The organism is Ruminococcus flavefaciens (assembly GCF_900143025.1).
In the GTDB taxonomy this organism is placed as follows: Bacteria; Bacillota; Clostridia; order Oscillospirales; family Ruminococcaceae; genus Ruminococcus; species Ruminococcus flavefaciens_I.
The window spans coordinates 287113-304394 of sequence record NZ_FRCT01000002.1; the positions used below are offsets into that span (position 1 = coordinate 287113).

The 17282-nt window shown below is 39.0% G+C and carries 17 protein-coding genes and 1 other RNA gene; 8 read left to right on the top strand and 10 right to left on the bottom strand.

The features are described from left to right. Positions 1-6: 6 nt before the first annotated feature. The 4 genes from coaE to BUB28_RS03535 are packed head-to-tail and all read right to left on the bottom strand — an operon-like array spanning position 7 to position 2981. Positions 7-654, bottom strand: a complete 648-nt coding sequence (coaE, locus tag BUB28_RS03520; RefSeq protein ID WP_072948809.1) for a dephospho-CoA kinase — start codon at positions 652-654, stop codon at positions 7-9. After that, positions 651-1664, bottom strand: coding sequence for an L-threonylcarbamoyladenylate synthase (locus tag BUB28_RS03525; protein ID WP_072948811.1), 1014 nt, complete (start codon positions 1662-1664; stop codon positions 651-653). The genes coaE and BUB28_RS03525 overlap by 4 nt, the downstream gene beginning before the upstream one ends. Before the next feature lie 5 nt (positions 1665-1669). After that, positions 1670-2743, bottom strand: coding sequence for a peptide chain release factor 1 (gene prfA, locus BUB28_RS03530; RefSeq protein ID WP_072948813.1), 1074 nt, complete (start codon positions 2741-2743; stop codon positions 1670-1672). 49 nt (positions 2744-2792) lie between these two features. Beyond that, positions 2793-2981 carry a DUF951 domain-containing protein gene (locus tag BUB28_RS03535; RefSeq protein ID WP_072948815.1) on the bottom strand — a complete coding sequence of 63 codons (189 nt, stop codon included), beginning with the start codon at positions 2979-2981 and terminating at the stop codon, positions 2793-2795. 171 nt (positions 2982-3152) lie between these two features. On the opposite strand from BUB28_RS03535, the gene BUB28_RS03540 reads away from it, so the two are divergent. Next, a complete protein-coding gene (locus BUB28_RS03540) occupies positions 3153-3509 on the top strand; it encodes a hypothetical protein (RefSeq protein WP_072948817.1) in 357 nt (118 codons plus the stop codon). Between the two features lie 85 nt (positions 3510-3594). Beyond that, positions 3595-4512, top strand: coding sequence for a S1 RNA-binding domain-containing protein (locus BUB28_RS03545; protein ID WP_072948820.1), 918 nt, complete (start codon positions 3595-3597; stop codon positions 4510-4512). A gap of 37 nt (positions 4513-4549) precedes the next feature. Here the strand turns inward: BUB28_RS03545 and pfkA are convergent, their stop codons facing one another. After that, entirely contained in the window at positions 4550-5512 is a 963-nt protein-coding gene (gene pfkA, locus BUB28_RS03550; RefSeq protein ID WP_072948822.1) for a 6-phosphofructokinase, read from the bottom strand. A 172-nt stretch (positions 5513-5684) separates the two neighbouring features. Next, entirely contained in the window at positions 5685-6068 is a 384-nt protein-coding gene (locus tag BUB28_RS03555) for an acyl-CoA thioesterase (RefSeq protein WP_242939924.1), read from the bottom strand. Positions 6069-6332: 264 nt separating this feature from the next. Between BUB28_RS03555 and ymfI the strand changes: the two genes are divergently transcribed. The 4 genes from ymfI (at position 6333) to BUB28_RS03575 (ending at position 10148) form a co-directional block, all read left to right on the top strand. Further along, positions 6333-7037: an elongation factor P 5-aminopentanone reductase gene (gene ymfI / locus BUB28_RS03560; RefSeq protein ID WP_072948824.1), complete on the top strand. Its 705-nt coding sequence runs from the start codon at positions 6333-6335 to the stop codon at positions 7035-7037. A gap of 11 nt (positions 7038-7048) precedes the next feature. After that, entirely contained in the window at positions 7049-7636 is a 588-nt protein-coding gene (locus BUB28_RS03565) for an HD domain-containing protein (protein WP_072948826.1), read from the top strand. 175 nt (positions 7637-7811) lie between these two features. After that, positions 7812-9749 carry an LTA synthase family protein gene (locus BUB28_RS03570; protein ID WP_072948828.1) on the top strand — a complete coding sequence of 646 codons (1938 nt, stop codon included), beginning with the start codon at positions 7812-7814 and terminating at the stop codon, positions 9747-9749. A gap of 9 nt (positions 9750-9758) precedes the next feature. Then, positions 9759-10148: a thioesterase family protein gene (locus BUB28_RS03575; RefSeq protein WP_072948831.1), complete on the top strand. Its 390-nt coding sequence runs from the start codon at positions 9759-9761 to the stop codon at positions 10146-10148. Between the two features lie 93 nt (positions 10149-10241). Here the strand turns inward: BUB28_RS03575 and BUB28_RS03580 are convergent, their stop codons facing one another. Next, positions 10242-11669 (bottom strand): S1C family serine protease, encoded by a 1428-nt coding sequence (locus BUB28_RS03580; RefSeq protein ID WP_072948833.1) that lies wholly within the window; start codon positions 11667-11669, stop codon positions 10242-10244. A gap of 956 nt (positions 11670-12625) precedes the next feature. Between BUB28_RS03580 and BUB28_RS03585 the strand changes: the two genes are divergently transcribed. Together BUB28_RS03585 and ssrS are read left to right on the top strand one after the other, a co-directional pair. Further along, complete coding sequence (locus tag BUB28_RS03585) at positions 12626-12916, top strand: DUF1292 domain-containing protein (protein ID WP_072948835.1); 291 nt, start codon at positions 12626-12628, stop codon at positions 12914-12916. Positions 12917-12998: 82 nt separating this feature from the next. Next, positions 12999-13183, top strand: a non-coding RNA gene (gene ssrS / locus BUB28_RS03590) — 6S RNA. 56 nt (positions 13184-13239) lie between these two features. On the opposite strand, the gene BUB28_RS03595 is transcribed toward ssrS, so the two are convergent. From BUB28_RS03595 to BUB28_RS03605, 3 genes are all read right to left on the bottom strand, one after another. Continuing rightward, positions 13240-14274, bottom strand: a complete 1035-nt coding sequence (locus BUB28_RS03595) for an alpha/beta fold hydrolase (protein ID WP_072948837.1) — start codon at positions 14272-14274, stop codon at positions 13240-13242. 133 nt (positions 14275-14407) lie between these two features. Beyond that, positions 14408-14908 carry an anaerobic ribonucleoside-triphosphate reductase activating protein gene (gene nrdG, locus BUB28_RS03600; RefSeq protein WP_072948839.1) on the bottom strand — a complete coding sequence of 167 codons (501 nt, stop codon included), beginning with the start codon at positions 14906-14908 and terminating at the stop codon, positions 14408-14410. A 10-nt stretch (positions 14909-14918) separates the two neighbouring features. Then, positions 14919-17237, bottom strand: a complete 2319-nt coding sequence (locus tag BUB28_RS03605) for an anaerobic ribonucleoside triphosphate reductase (RefSeq protein ID WP_072948842.1) — start codon at positions 17235-17237, stop codon at positions 14919-14921. Positions 17238-17282 lie beyond the last annotated feature (45 nt).

Consider the following 17282-nt stretch of genomic DNA (forward strand, 5'->3'; position numbering starts at 1 on the left):
GCTGAGTTACTGCACTTGTACGGGAGTCTGCTTATTATTGTACAGCTCTCTTATTTTTGCCGATACCTCACAGGCAATGCCGTTTACGGTGTCGATATTGCCGTTATTATGAATAATATAATCCGAGTGGCTTCTGAAAAAATCTTCATCAAGCTGTGAGTTCATTCTTCTGCGTGCCTGATCCTGAGTAAGACCGTCACGGGAAATGATCCTCTTTTCCCTTATATCTGCATCGGCAAGCACTGCTATGACTATCTCACAGAAATCATCTGCACGGCTTTCAAAAAGTGTCGGTGCATCAAGAAGTATGAGCTTCTCGCCTTTCATAGAATGAACACGTATCTGTCTAAGTATTTCGCCTGTTATATAAGGATATGTGATCGTATTAAGTGTTTCAAGCTTTGCTTTATCGGAAAAAACAATAGCTGCAAGAGATTTTCTGTTAAGAGTACCATCACTGCTTATAACACTGCTTCCGAAAAAATCAGCGATCTCATCAAGGCATTTTGTGCCCTTCTCTACGACCTTACGAGCTACCTGATCTGCATCTATTATGGAAAAACCGTTAGAAGCAAATACCTTTGAGACTGTGCTTTTTCCAGCACCCGTCTGCCCTGTAAGTCCTACGACCATAACTCCGTTCAGAGAATTCATATCCTTATCACCTCAAATCCTGCCGCCCTGATAAGGCGGTTATATACAGCAAGTCCTACTCCGTCAGTTTTTGGAGCACGGACATATACTTTCTTTGCACCTGCATCATCAAGCTCACGAAGTCTCTGAAAAAGCAAATGAGCCTGTTCGGAACTGTCTTTTCCGTATGTCATATTTCTGTATGGAAATACTTCGCTGTCATCATTGAAAATAAGCGAATATACTCCTTCATCATTATGTTCACCAACGTAAGAGATGAACTTTTCAAGTTCACCTTCAATCATTATTATGTCAGCCTTAGGAGAATAATGCTTATATTTCATACCCGGAGAAGCAGCTTTCTGTCCTGCTTCAAGCTCATGCAGTATGGCGTGGTCTATTATGACCTCGCTGCAAACCTGTTCAAGCATTTCCTTTGTAATACAGCCGGGACGAAGAATTCTTACCGCATTTTCGCTTTCTATAGCTATAACTGTAGATTCTACCCCGAATTCAGAGCTTCCGCCGTCAACAACAGCTGCTATCTTACCGTTCATATCACGCATAACATGAGCTGCTGATGTAGGGCTTGGATATCCTGAAGTATTTGCCGACGGAGCAGCTATAGGACGTCCTGATATTTCTATTATCCTATGCATTACCTTATGTGAAGGAACTCTTATGCCTACGGTATCAAGTCCGCCTGATGTTATCATAGGTATCTTGTCGTTTTTAGGAAGCACCATAGTAAGCGGACCCGGACAGAATTTTTCAGCAAGCTTATAAGCAAGCTCAGGTATAGAGCTTGTATACTCCACAGCCTGTGAAAAATCGGCAAGGTGAACTATTAACGGATTATCAGCAGGTCTGCCCTTTGCTTCAAAAACTTTTCTGACAGCTTTCTCATTTGAAGCGTCAGCACCGAGACCATAAACAGTTTCGGTAGGTATACCTACAATATCACCATTTTTAATTAATTCAGCCGCTTTTATAAGGTCTGACTCATTATCACCAAGTAAAACTGTATCCATAAAAACTACGCTTCCTGATTTGCGAGCTTGGCAGCCTGATCGGCAGTAGCAAGCGCATCAAATACTTCATCAAGATTTCCGTTGAGAATATCTTCAAGTCTGTATATAGTAAGTCCTATACGATGATCTGTAAGACGTCCCTGCGGATAATTGTAAGTTCTGATCCTCTCGGAGCGGTCGCCTGTACCGACCTGCATTTTTCTCTCCGATGCGATTTTTGCGTCGTGCTCCTCCTGCATAGCTTCGTAAATTCTTGAGCGCAGAATTTTCATTGCTTTATCTTTGTTCTTATGCTGGCTTCTTTCGTCCTGACACTCCACTATAACATTTGTAGGGAGATATGTTATTCTTACAGCAGACTCTGTTTTATTTATATGTTGTCCGCCTGCACCGCTTGCGCGGAAATAGTCTATTTTCAGATCCGTGGGATTGATATCAAGCTCTACTTCATCAGCTTCTACAAGAACAGCCACGGTAACTGTAGATGTGTGTATCCTTCCCTGAGACTCTGTCTCGGGAACTCTCTGTACACGATGAACACCACTCTCGTATTTAAGGCGCGAATATGCTCCTTCGCCTTCAATAGAGAAGCTTATCTCCTTAAATCCTCCAAGCTCGGTCGGATTTGCACTGAGTATCTCCTGCTTCCAACCCATAGCTTCAGCGTACATCGTATACATACGGTACAGTGAATTTGCAAAGAGTGAAGCCTCTTCGCCGCCTGCACCGCCTCTTATTTCAATGATAACGTTCTTTTCATCATTCGGATCTTTCGGAAGTAAAAGTATCTTTAGTTCCTGAGTTATTGTTTCTATATCTTCACGAGATTGATCAAACTCAGCCTGTGCCATTTCCTTGAATTCTTTATCAAGTCCGCCGCCTTCAAGAAGCTCCTTAGCTTCATTAAAGGAAGCCTGTGCCTTCTTGTATTCACGATATTTTTCTATAATAGGTGTAAGGTTTTTGTATTCCTTCATAAGCTGCGCATACAGCTTATTATCACTGATTATTTCGGGATCAGATAATTTATTGCTTATTTCTTCGTATTTCTGCTCCATTAAAGCAAGCTTTTCAAACATTCAGTATTCTCCTTAATGCTAAAAATATTACAAAAATTATTGCAGAAAGCTAACCTTCATCGGCGTGTTTAACGCTGCGGATACTCTTTTCTATCTTATTCCTTGCGACCATGAACTCTCTCTCACATTTTGTACAGCGAAGTCTGAAGTCCATTCCTGAGCGTATCACATACATTTCGTTGCCACCACATGGGTGATTTTTTTTCATTGTAAGTGTATCTCCGGGTCTGATATCCAAAGCAGTATCCTCCTTCCGAAAAATTTGAAAAATCGTACATTTTTCATTATACCCTAAATACGTTCTCAAATCAATATTTTAGAAGTATATTTTTTTCATTTTGGTGAAAAATAATAAAAACTTCACTTTAAACATATTGAACACATACAAAAATGGAAAGGATTTATAATTATGATTTCAAGAGTAACAGCCGAATTTGAGTCTCCTGAACTTGCAGAGCTCGCAATGAAGCGGGTAAAAGAAAGCGTTGACTATGTTTATTCAGCTAAAATGATATATAACAGGATCTCAGACAAAGCCTTAAAACTTAGCAGAGGAACTTCATTTTCTATTATTCCGACTTACTATAATACCAACACAAATTTTCTTACAGCAGTAATGGAATCCCCTGCCTCACGGGATATAATTCCCGAACCCGCCAGAAGCAGAAAGACCTCTGCCTGTATAATCTGCGGAAGTGCAGCAGTAGATAATGTTATATCGGTTCTTAACTCTATGGGAGCGCTTAATATCAGATTTGCCCAATAGCATAATTGTATTTGTCCTCGCATAATATCTAATGTCAGGACTGTTCAAAGGAACAGTAACAAAAGGAAATTGCGGAGGTACAAACATGATCTACAAACCTGAAGGCTGCATATACGAAACAGTTTCAAATCAGAAATATATATCCTCATCCGAAGGATTGAGAGAGGCTATGGAAAAAGGGGTTATCCTTGAAGCCAAAGCAGTTTTATGTACAAATTCTCACGACCTTATAATTGATCTGCCATATGCAAAGGGTATTATCAGCCGAGAAGAAGGTGCTTTAGGCATAACAGAAGGTACGACCCGCGATATCGCTCTGATATCACGGGTCAACAAATATGTATGTTTTAAAGTTAAAGCTATCAAGCTTGATGAAAACGGATTTCTTACAGCTCATCTCTCACGAAAAGATGCTCAGGAGGAATGTTTAAAAGAATATGTATCAAAATTAAGATCGGGAGATATTATAAATGCGCGAATAACTCATTTTGAAAAATTTGGCAGCTTTGTTGATATCGGCTGCGGAATACCTTCACTGCTGCCGATAGATACAATGTCTGTTTCCCGTATCTCACACCCTTCTGACCGTTTTAAAGTAGGCCAAATGATAAAAGCAGTTGTAAAGGCGAATGATAATAATAAAATATTTCTTACTCATAAAGAACTGCTTGGTACATGGAAAGAAAATGCAGATCATTTTAAGCCGGGAGAAACGGTCCCCGGTATTGTACGTTCTATAGAAGAATATGGCGTTTTCGTTGAACTTTCTCCTAATCTTGCAGGTCTCGCAGAGCCGAAGGAGTCTGTATGTATCGGGCAAAGTGTAAGTGTCTACATAAAAGCTATTCTCCCTGATAAAATGAAAATAAAGCTTATAATTGTAGATGTATGCAGCGACAAAGCAGAGCCCTCGGAGATAAATTACTATATCCGATCAGATCATATTGACCACTGGAAGTATTCTACAGATAATTCTTCAAAAAATATAATCACTGATTTCTGACAAAAAATGCACCTGTAAAAACAGGTGCATAATTTTTTTAAAAAGCGATTTCTTCAGCGATATGATGAAGCTTTTCATCATAATCCTTATGCATTGAAAGTGCTTCCTGAATATCATAATCAACGATCTTGCTGTCCTTGATACCAACAACACGATTGCCGATACCCTGCTCGAGAAGCTCAACAGCATAATATCCCATTCTTGTAGCTTCAACTCTGTCTCTTACTGTAGGTGAACCGCCTCTCTGTACATGACCAAGAATTGTTGCTCTTGCATCAATTCCTGTTTTCTCCTGAAGCATATTAGCGATCTCCTGTGAGTGACCAACGCTCTCAGCAACGATTACTACAAAGTTCTGCTTACCCTTTGCCTTCTTAGCAAGCATTGTGTTTGCTATTGCGTTGATATCATAAGGTACTTCCTTTGTAATGATATCTGTAGCTCCGCAGGCAATACCTGTATTTACAGCGATATGACCAGCGCCTCTTCCCATTACTTCAACAACAGAAATTCTGTCATGTGACTGAGAAGTATCACGAAGCTTGTCAACAAGCTCCATAGCTGTATTCATAGCTGTATCGAAACCGATCGTATAATCTGTGCAAGCGATATCATTGTCGATAGTTCCGGGAAGACCAATACAAAGAACTCCCATTGCAGAAAGATCAGCTGCACCTCTGAATGAACCGTCGCCGCCAATAACTACAAGACCTTCGATACCGAGCTCGTCACACTTTGCTTTACCCTTAGCAACGCCTTCCTGTGTTCTGAACTCAGGGCATCTTGCTGTATAAAGAACTGTACCGCCTGTGTGAATGATATCTGAAACGCTTCTTTCGTCCATCTTGATAATGTCACCGTTTAAAAGACCAACATAGCCTCTGCGGATACCGTAAACTTCCATGCCTTTGCTGAGGGCAGCTCTTACAACTGCTCTTACTGCGGCATTCATACCCGGTGCGTCGCCGCCGCTTGTTAAAACACCAATTTTCTTGATCATACATATTCTCCATTCTGCACTTGGCATATATTGTTTAACCCGCAGGAAAACTGCGGCATAATTCCATACTCTTATATTTTACTACTTTGTGGAAAAAATGTCAAGTGTATTCCTTATTTTTTAGGATAAAACTTGAATTTGATAAAAACGGGATCAATGATGGACTGAATTATCAGTGTTTGAGATACTCCAAAAATCTATTATAGATATCAGGATATTTGTTTTTCAGGCGAATCGGTTTCATGTTTTTATCCGTAAGGCAATGGAGAGAATGACCGATAGCATTTACCTCTCCTGATTTTTCGCTTACAACACGATAATCAAGTTCGAGCGTTGTTCCGTTGAATTTTACTAATGTGCCATAAACAGAGAACGGCTCGTCAAAAACAAGAGGACGTTTGTATTCGCAATTGAGTGATAATGTATGAAGAAGGATGCCAAGTTGTTCCAACATATCAAATGGGATATCAGCCTGTTTGAGATAATCCACTCTCGCTTCATCAAAAAATCGTATATAGTTTGAATGATGTACTCCCCCCCATTTTGTCTGTTTCATAATAAAAAACATTTCTTTTGTACGCGTTTAACTCTTTCATAATATGATCTTCTTAAATAAAAATTATACTTATTTATTTTGTCACGCAGGCCGAAGAAAGTCAATATTTTTATAATAATATTTATTTCAACTTAATAATGAATGTTATGTTAGGCGTAAGTTTGATGTTTATTGGAGGCAAAATCAAGTTATTTAATGCGTCGGTTGCTCTTTTTTTATTTCTGTGCTATAATAAATAAAGAATTTTTCAATCAGGAGGTCAATATGAAAACAGCTCTTGTAACAGGCGGCTCTGGCGGTATCGGCGCTGCTATCTGCCGAAGACTTGCTTCGGAAGGGTATTTCGTTTATATAAATTACAACAGCTCAAAAGAAAAAGCTGAGAACCTTGCTTCAGAAATAGGTGGACAAACAATTTGTTTTGATGTTTCGGATAATAGTGCTGTAAAAATTGCAATTGAATCCATAAGCGATATCGACCTTCTTGTCAATAATGCAGGAGTATCGGAAATAGAGCTTTTCACTTCAATAAAACAAGAAAATTCTGACAGAATATTGGATATAAACCTGAAAGGCACTTTAAACTGTGCAAGAGCGATACTTCCTCCAATGATTAATAAGAAAAGCGGAAATATTATTAATATATCATCTATGTGGGGACAGTGTGGAGCTTCCTGCGAAGTTGACTATTCTGCATCAAAAGCAGGAATTATAGGATTTACAAAAGCTCTGGCAAAAGAAGTTGCACCTTCCGGGATCAGAGTGAATTGTATAGCTCCAGGATTTATTATGACAGAAATGAACAGCAGATTTTCAAAGGAAGATCTTGAACTGATACGTGAGGATATCCCTCTTGGCATATTTGGAGAACCGCGGCATATTGCAGATGCTGTTGCTTTTCTTGCGTCAGATCAGGCGGAATACATTACAGGTCAGGTATTGGCTGTAAACGGCGGAATGGTTATTTAGGAGGAAATAAAATGAATGACAGACTGAAAAAGCAGATAGATTTTATACTTGAAATTGACAAAATGAAAAATCTTTATCGTCAGACATATGTGTTACATGAAGACAGGAAAGAAAATGATGCAGAACACAGCTGGCATCTTGCTATTCTTGCGTTCCTTCTTGCGGAGTATTCTAACGAAAAAATTGATGTTACCCATGTAATGAAAATGGTGCTTCTCCATGATATCGTTGAAATTGATGCAGGAGATACATATTGTTATGATAAAGAAGGAAACAGATCAAAAGCTGAACGCGAAGAGAAAGCGGCTCAACGCATTTTCGGACTTCTTCCTGATGATCAGCGCAAGGAATTCTATGAGTTATGGCGCGAATTTGAAAATTCAGAGACAGCAGATTCACGTTTTGCAGCCGTACTCGACCGAATACAGCCACTGCTTCTGAATTATACCAAAGACGGAATTTCGTGGAAAGAACACGGAATACATAAGCAGCAGGTCTTAGAACGTAATGCTGACTATTTTTCGTCGTCTGATGAACTTTCTGAGCTGATAAAAAATATTATTGATGATGCAGCTTTAAAGCAATGGCTTAAATCATAAATCGACAAAATGCACAATTTTCGTTATCATTCACAGTACACTATTACTAAACCGCTGAATTTCGTGAATAAATGATGACAATTTATCTTAAAACTTGAATTTTTACTTATATTATGCTATATTAGTAGTGTAAAATTAGATATAAAATAAGATTATTATAGAAGGATGATGACTAATGCCAAAGAATTCAATAAAAAGTCCTTCCGATTCTGCTGTTAAAACGGAAGAGACAATTATTAATAAAGTTAAAGATCCTATAGAAGCTGCCATTGAACCGGCTGAAGAAAAGAAAACCCGTTTTCCAAGGCTTAAACGGTTCAATGAAAAAAGAGAAGCAAATTCTTTGAAATACAGCAAATTCAATCATTTTATAATGATAATTTTTCCGATATTCATTTGCTGTATGGCTGAAATAAACCATTCAAAATATATTTCTTCTTTTGGAAAGCTTATAACAGAAAGACCAACAGTTTTTGTGTTCGATCTTATAATCACAACCATTGTTTTTATTTTCCTGCTTGGTATCTTCAAAAAAGGTTGGCTTACAATACTTGTACACAGTATTATTTTTATGGCACTGAGTACTACGGAGCTATTTAAATACGGAACAAACGGCAATCACCTTATTCTTTCGGATATGAAGCTTGTCAAAAGCGTAAAGAGCCTTACTTCGTTTGCGTACATAAAAATAACTCCGCAGCTTATCCTGCATTTTGTAATAGCTATTGCGTTTATATATTTAGCGTTTTACTTCAATCCCAAAATCAACGCTACGCCGCTTCGCAGAGTGACTATGTCCTGTGCTTGTGTTCTTCCGATGGCAGCACTCATAGTTCTCCCCTCATTTTACAAGCCTGTATATAATGTTTTCAAGCTCGATACGACAGATGCTACAAACGCATTTAAGCTCAATGAAAAATTTGACAAAAATCACTTCCTTGCGTTTCTTGTTCAGACAGCTTCTGAAAGCTACGCAAACCGTCTTGTAGTACCTGAAAGCTACAGTGAAGAATATATTCAGCAGATAATGAATATCCCTGTTGACACAAATGAGGACTTTAACGGAGGCAAGAAGCCGAACGTTATCGTTATAATGAGTGAATCATACGCTGATTTCCGCGTTTTCGACCAGCTCAAGGTCGATGATAAATATTATAAATACTTCGACAGAGCATCTGCTGAGGGAAAAAGCGGTACAGCGATAACTCCTACATACGCAAGCTGGACTGTTCGTTCTGAATTTGAGCTTCTATTCGGTCTCCCTGTAAGAGGAATCAATACACCTAATATGCCGCAGCGTGAACTCGCAGAGAGAGAGCAGCCTGCTCTTGCACAGTACTATAAGAGCTGGGGATACAATACGATATATGTTCACCCATTCCAGAGCGGATTCTACAGCAGAGCTAAGATATATGGCTACTTCGGATTTGAGAAAATGATCTACCATGATGACCAGGAGGGCACAACCGATTTTACTGTTCCTGTTGATCATTTCGGTACTTATGTTGATGATTCATCTGTTTTCAATCAGATACTTTATGAAATAAAGGAGTCTGACAGACCTATTTATCTCCATACAACAACAATGCAAAATCATCAGCCGTACAATCAGGGAGATGATCCTGATGATGAATTCGGAAATTATCTTACATGGATCCAGCATACTAACGAGGGCCTTAACAATTTCCTCTCTGAATTAAAAAAGATAGACGAGCCTACACTTGTATTCTTTGTCGGCGATCACTTCCCTTCATTGAGAGGAGAAACAAGTGTTTATAATCAGCTCGGTCTGACAGGTGAAAATTGTTCACCGCTTTATCAGCAGAAGTATTTCTTCTGGAGCAATTATGATGCTGATTACTCATACGTTCCAAAGAAAGAAATATCATTCTTCTATATTCCTTACGTTATACTGAACATTATTGATGCTCCGCATGATGCATTTATCGAAAAAATGAATGGTTTTATGGAAACAGCGCCTGTTTACTCTACTGAGTATAACAACGACATTCCAAGGAATGATGAGCTTGACATTCTTACTATCGACAGAGTTGTATTAGAGGAGTTTTCACCTTCTCCTATTCCGCCTGAAGAATTATCAACACATGATTAAGGAGTCAATATGAAAGAATTAACCAAAGGTATAACAGGCATATCTGAACTTACAGTTTCTAAGAATGAGCTTGCTGTTAATGTTGGCAGCGGCAGTCTTGAAATACTCGCCACACCTGTAATGGTAATGCTTATGGAAAAGGCAGCCTGTGCTTGTATTTCAGATTTTCTTGAAGGTGATGAAACAACTGTCGGAACTGAAATAAATGTAAAACACATTTCCGCTACCCCAAAAGACATGAAGGTTTGTGCTGAAGCTGAGCTTCTGGAGGTAAACGGACGAGAACTTGTGTTTTCTGTAAAGGCGTATGATGAAGCCGGAGATATTGGCGAAGGAATCCATAAAAGATTTGTTGTTTATGGTGAAAAATTCACTGCAAAAGCCAATTCAAAATTATAAAACGAAAGCTTCCGCTATAAGAAAGCGGAAGCTTTTTTTGTATTAAAAAGCCTCTTGTATTGCTCAAGAGGCTTTGTCATATTTATTTAATCATTATGTCCCTTCCTTAGGATTATCAATGATAGCTTTCTGTTCCTGGAGGGTTACTTTTATCTTTACATCTCTTCCGTCACGAGAAACTGTAAGAGTTATCACATCTCCAGCCTTGTACTTATTCTTTACTTCATTGAATTCCTTGGCTGTTGTCACGGTTTCGCCTTCAATATCAATTATAACATCGCCGACTTTAAGTCCTGCAAGATCAGCTGCACTTCCCTCCTGGATAGCTCTTACAAGAACACCCATCGGAATATTATAAAAACGTGCCTGTATTTCATCAATGTCCGTTGTATTTATACCTATCTGAGGTCTACCTGTAACATATCTGTAATTGATGAGGTCATCAATAATGACCTTTGCTTCCTTCATCGGGATAGCAAAGCAAAGACCTTCGACGCTTGCTGAACTGCTGCTGTAGCTTGATGACATCTTTGCAGAATTAATACCTATGACCTGTCCGCAGCTGTTAAGAAGCGGTCCGCCGGAATTACCGCTGTTTATAGCAGCATCTGTCTGTATCAGATTCATCTTTTTTTCGTTTATATCAATTTTTCTGTTTAATGCAGAAACAATACCGCTGGTAACGGTTCCAAAAAGATCAAAGCCAAGAGGGTTTCCTACAGCAATAACAAGTTCTCCGACCCGCAGCTCATCGCTATCACCCAGGACAGCAGGTTTAAGTCCTTTTTCATTAACCTTCAGAACAGCAATATCTGTATCAGGATCAAAAGCAACGATGTTAGCTTCGTGTTCTGTTTCATCACTAAAAAGCACAGAAACCTCTATAGCCTTTCCGGCATTGTACTGTGTATCGTATACAACATGAGAATTAGTTACAATGTATCCGTCCTCTGAAATTATAAAACCTGTACCTGTAGCTATTGCCTGACGCATAACAGGCTGAGTGTTCCAGCCCCACATACTAAAGGACTGCTGCTGTTCAAATTCAAAGGTGGAAGCAACGCCTACTACAGAAGGCATTATAGAATCTACAATATCAGGAAGAGGCTTTGCGTCGGTACGAGATGCAAGCTCGATAAGGCTTGGAAGCTCCTCTATCTTTTTATCAGTCTGCTCTATCTCTTTTGAAACAGATTTAGCAGACGGATCACCTGACAGTTCTACAAGCTCTTCCCTTGTATCACTGAGAAATTTATAAATCTGAACAGTTCCCGCGCCCAATATTATAACAGCGAGAACAGCTGCGGCACCTTTCATAAGTAAGTGGATATTTTTATTGCACTTCTTTTTGGAGTTTTCGGAAGTATATGAATATGAGCCTGAATTTGAATCCGAATTAAATCTGACTTCGCTGCTCTTACTGCCAATTATATCATCAGAACTATCTTTACGAGAATAATTATCGTTACTTAACAAATCATTTTTATCCAAATTATTGTTATCATTATAATTCTCTGGCATATTGTTCTTCCTTCCCATACTTATTCATTATATACTATTATAAGCAGTTTTGTGATAAATATATGATAACATACGGAAAAATCAGATTTTACCATAAAATTATATTTAAAACAAAAGCCCCGACATAATGTCGGGGCCGTAATTATTCTATTTTACTTTTAAGCGACTTTCATCACTTGGCTAAATTACCCTTTGGACTCACCCTTTCGGATCAGATTTTAAATGTGTACCTATTTTTCATATGCACATCATTCCTTTAATAAAAGTAATCAAGCAATGTAAAAATTCTCCATTGGAATCACCTATAAATTGTATTTTTTTCGGTATCGCTACATCCGATCCGAATATTCTGCAATTTCATTAAGTAATAACCTATTTTCTCATTGGACTCGTCCTTTACTAAAAGATTTTTCGCAATATATCTAAAGACTCATTGTCGAAATTTCAGATAATCTGTATTCAAACTGAGTTTAGACATGAAGCCGTTTAAAACAGCAATACGTCAGCCTTGTGAATCGAACTTAAAGCATTTTTGAACTTTTATCAATGGAACAAGCCTTTCAGCCTAAATTCCCTCTTACTTCGTTCTTTTCACTCAGCAAGCCCGCCGGCTTCACGCTGCTGTCTTAACGTTTCTTCCATCGGACTCACTCTCCCTTCCGCGTATAATCATTTACATTGAGGCTCACGCCTCAGTCCAAGTAAATTCAGCTTGGAGTTTCCTTTCGGTCTCTCCTTTTCCTTGATTATATAATACCACATCTTATGTAAAATGTCAATAGAATTCTATTAACTTTAAATAAAAAATAGTGCATTTCAGCATATACAACAAAGCAACGAACGTTTGATTGTGCATTTTTACCTTTGTAATTATATTACTATTTCCTCTTGATTTTTCAGCAGAAATAGTGTATAATATATTTATCAAAAGGCGTACGCCGGAATGGAGAATTATTATGTCAGAAATGAACGAATACACCCCGGATCTCTTTGAACTGATCGACGAGGAGGGAAATAAAAAACAGTTTGAGCTTTTTGACGTTGCTGAGATAAACGGAGAGCAGTATTATGCTATGCTTCCTGCTATTGAAGATGATGATTTTCTTAATTCCGACTGTGATCTCGTTATTCTTAAATCAATTGAAGAGGACGGCGAAGAAATTCTCGCTTCTATTGATGATGATGACGAATTCGAATCCATTTCTAAATTTTTCCTTGAAAGATTACAGGATGCTTTTGAAGAATAAAAAATTTCATATTTTAATGATTTTACATAAAAATCCTATTGATTTTTTGAATTCTTTGTGATATAATATATACAGTAAAGAAAAATTTCTGCCTTGTTCGGGTAATTATAGTTTTTATAATCCAACACATAATCCTAGGGAATTCGACTCCGTATGTGGACTGCAGACCTCCCGCCCTGCGGAAGAAGGGAGCGAGAAGCATAAGGGCGTTTACCCACCTGCTTCGTGCGGGTTTTATGCACTATATGACGGCAAGGCGGATTTTTATAACATTTTATAATCAAAAAAGCCTGAAAGCAATTCGCTTTCAGGCTTTTTGTATGTTATGCAGCTTCCTGCTGTTTTATATCGTTAGTTTTCCATTTCTGTATTTCTTCGATCAATCCATCAAGATTTGTGAAATGGAGATAATGCTCACCCTTTATAACCGTTACCTTGCTGTTAGGATTTGTGACAACATCTCTGTGTATCTGCTCCCATGAAGACATACTATCAACATTAGATTTTGCAAGAACATAAAGAACCGGGATCTGCGGCGGAAATTTCATATCATAGCATTTATCCATATTATCCGGAAGTTCATTCATCTCGTCCATTTGTGTATCCGTAAGAGACGCTGTACAGTAAAGTGCAAGTGCCTTTTCTCTGTCATCTTTTGTAAGTGTTGGTATCTGCTTCATATATTCATCAAATGAAAGTTCCGTAATCAGACGCTCAATACCTGTTTTAACAAAAGCTACTCTTACTATTTTATATAGTATTCTTGTATTTTTCGGTTTGGCTATCCATATTGCATCATCTGACTGATGCGGCAGTGAAGCATCTATTCCGATAAAAGCTTCAACTTCATCAGTGTACTGATTAGCATAATATAAGCTGTACAGTCCTGCTATTGAGTGACCAATTATAGTATACTTGTCGTAATCAAGATACTGCATAAGCTCGTGAAGTTCTTCGCAGTAATTCTCTACAGTTCGCTTTCTTTTTGTTCCGTCACTTAGTCCTACGCCTAACGGGTCAACGATTATAATTTTGTAATCATCTTTAAGTCTGTCTGCGAAAGCATCGAATTCATAATGTGCTGTACTACAGCCGTATCCTGGGAGAACAATTGCCACATCATCGGATTTGCTGTCATAGAAGGTATAGTTAATTCTGTCCCCTGATGATGTAGTAAAATACTCGCCATAGGCATTTTCAAATATCTTCCTGTCACTTTTGCATTTGAAATAATGCCTTATGGTCAATATCACAACTGCAACAAGTATGATAAGGAACAGTATTCCGAAAAATTTAAGTATTTTTCTGCCTATTCTGCGAGGTTTCTTTTCTTTGATCGTAGTTTCGTTATTATTCATTTAAATTCTCCTTTTTTCGACATTTCAGGATTTTATTATACATCAAAGGATATTAATTTGTCAATTATAAAAAAATAATACCTCTGACTGTACATCAGAGGTATTTATTCTTATTTATGAATTATCAAAGAAATTATGGTTCTGTCTCTACAGCACGACCTGCTGCAAGACTTTTACCGCAATCAATATATCTTTGATTTGAACTTCCTCGGAACTTTATTTCCCAATCCTTCTGAGCGAGGATAAAGGGACCGTCAATAAGGTAGTCTGTAACTGAAAGAAGCTCATTCCAGTGATTTTTGCCGCGATTTTCATAAAGCTGCTCGAACGTATAGCCCGTATACGTTATAATATTCAGCCCAAGCTTCTTTATTTCGGTACCAAGCGCTGCAAGAGCTTCTGCCTGGAAAAAAGGTTCACCGCCGCTGAATGTAACACCGTCCAGAAGCGGATTTGACTTTATCTTTTCAAGCAGTTCTTCCGTTGTTGTTACAGTTCCGCCATTAAAATCATGTGTCTGAGGATTATGACAGCCCTCGCAGTTGTGAGGACAGCCCTGTACAAAAATCGAAAATCTTATTCCCGGACCGTCAACAATAGAATCGTTGACAGTTCCGGCAATCCTGATATTCATTTATATCACCTTATACATTATGCTTTACTCGGTCATGCTCCTCGGCACGCTTGCCGTCGTTGAAACGATCAAGGGTTCCTACAAGATAACCTGTGATACGGCGTATCCTGTCAAAAGCGACATTGTTGGAGTGTTCCTTTCTGCCGCAGCATGGACAGGTCTCACCGATAATACCTGTATATCCACAGCATGGGTCACGGTCAACAGGGTGGTTTATAGCACCGTAGCCTATTCCCGACTCCTTCATGCAGCGAACTATCTTCTCAAATGCGCTGAGATTTTCAAGTGGGTCACCGTCAAGTTCGATATAGCTTATGTGACCTGCATTTGTAAGCTCATGGTAAGGAGCTTCTATCTTTATCTTTTCAAAAGCGCTTATCGGATAGTAAACAGGTACGTGGAAGGAGTTCGTGTAATAATCACGATCTGTAACTCCTTCTATTATACCGTATTTCTTAGCGTCCATGCGTACAAAACGTCCTGACAATCCTTCAGCAGGAGTTGCAAGAAGTGAGAAGTTAAGACCTGTTCTCTTTGACTCCTCATCAAGACGTCGTCTCATGGCTGTAACGATCTCTATGCCGAGCTCTCTTGCTTCTTCACTTTCGCCGTGATGAACTCCGATAAGAGCCTTTAATGTTTCAGCAAGTCCTATAAAGCCTACAGATAATGTTCCGTGTTTAAGTACCTCGCCTACTGTGTCATCCGGAGCAAGCTTGTCGGAATCGATCCATATTCCCTGTCCCATAAGGAAGGGATAATTTCTTACTCTCTTCTGAGACTGTATCTTGAAGCGGTGCATGAGCTGGTCGATAACAAGCTCTACCTTTTCTTCAAGCATATCAAAGAACAGACCGACATTATGATCTGCCTTTATAGCAAGACGAGGAAGATTTATAGATGTAAAGCTGAGGTTTCCTCTGCCTGTTACGATCTCTCTTGAAGGATCGTAATTATTTCCGATAACTCTTGTACGACAGCCCATATATGCTATCTCAGTATCAGGATTGCCCTCCTTGTAATACTGGAGATTATACGGAGCATCTATAAATGAGAAATTCGGGAAAAGACGCTTTGCAGAAACTCTGCAAGCAAGCTTGAAAAGATCATAGTTTGGATCGGTAGGATTGTAGTTGATACCGTCCTTAATCTTGAAAATATGTATCGGGAAGATAGGAGTCTCGCCGTTGCCGAGACCTGCTTCCTGAGCGAGGAGAACGTTCTTGATGACCATTCTTCCTTCCGGAGTTGTATCTGTACCGTAATTTATAGAACTGAAAGGTGTCTGTGCACCTGCACGGCTGTTCATGGTATTAAGGTTGTGGATAAGAGCTTCCATAGCCTGATAAGTAGCCCTGTCTGTTTCCTTTTCAGCATTTCTTGTGGCGAAAGCCTGAATTTTCTCAGCAGTTTCCTTATCTGTGTACTTCAGCAGAAGTTCCATTTCCTTTTCCTGATAGCCGTTATCCTGTGCAAGAACGGGTTTCAGACCAAAGTTTTCGGATATTTCTTTCTTTATATTGTCTATTACCTCAAACTCGTTATCAACACCGCCGATAAGTGAAAGAGCTCTTGCAACATTCTGTGTATATCTTGCTGCATATGTTTTCTTTACACCCTCAGCCATTGCGTAATCAAATGTCGGTACGCTCTGACCGCCGTGCTGATCATTCTGGTTAGACTGGATAGCGATACATGCAAGAGCTGAATAGCTTGCTATATCGTTAGGCTCTCTGAGAAAGCCGTGACCTGTGGAAAAGCCGTTTGTAAAAAGCTTTTTCAGATCTATCTGCGTACAAGTAGTTGTAAGCGTATAGAAATCCAGATCGTGTATATGTATATCGCCCTCGCGGTGAGCCTTTGCATGAGCAGGTTCAAGGACGTACATTTCATAATATTCCTTTGCTGATACCGAACCGTATTTGAGCATGGTTCCCATAGCGGTATCACCATCTATATTGGCGTTTTCACGCTTTATATCACTGTCTTTTGCGGGACTGAAGGTAAGCTCGTTGAGCACGCACATTAGATTGGTTTTCATCTCACGTGAGCGTGTACGCTCGTAACGGTAGAGAATATATGCCTTTGCTGTTTTGGCGTGACCTTTTTCAATAAGCACTTTCTCGACGAGATCCTGTATCTCTTCAACAGTTGGAGTCTTTCCTGGATTTTGTTCCTCATATATTCTGCACACCTCAACAGCAACGTCCATTGCAACATTGAAATCCGTGCCGCCGCGAGTCTGCGCAGCCTTGAAAATAGCATTTGCTATCTTCTCTATATTAAAAGGAACCTTTCTTCCGTCTCTTTTAATAATATGGATTATCATTTTTTTGTCATACCTCCAAACACAATATATAGTGTCTGCCTTTCA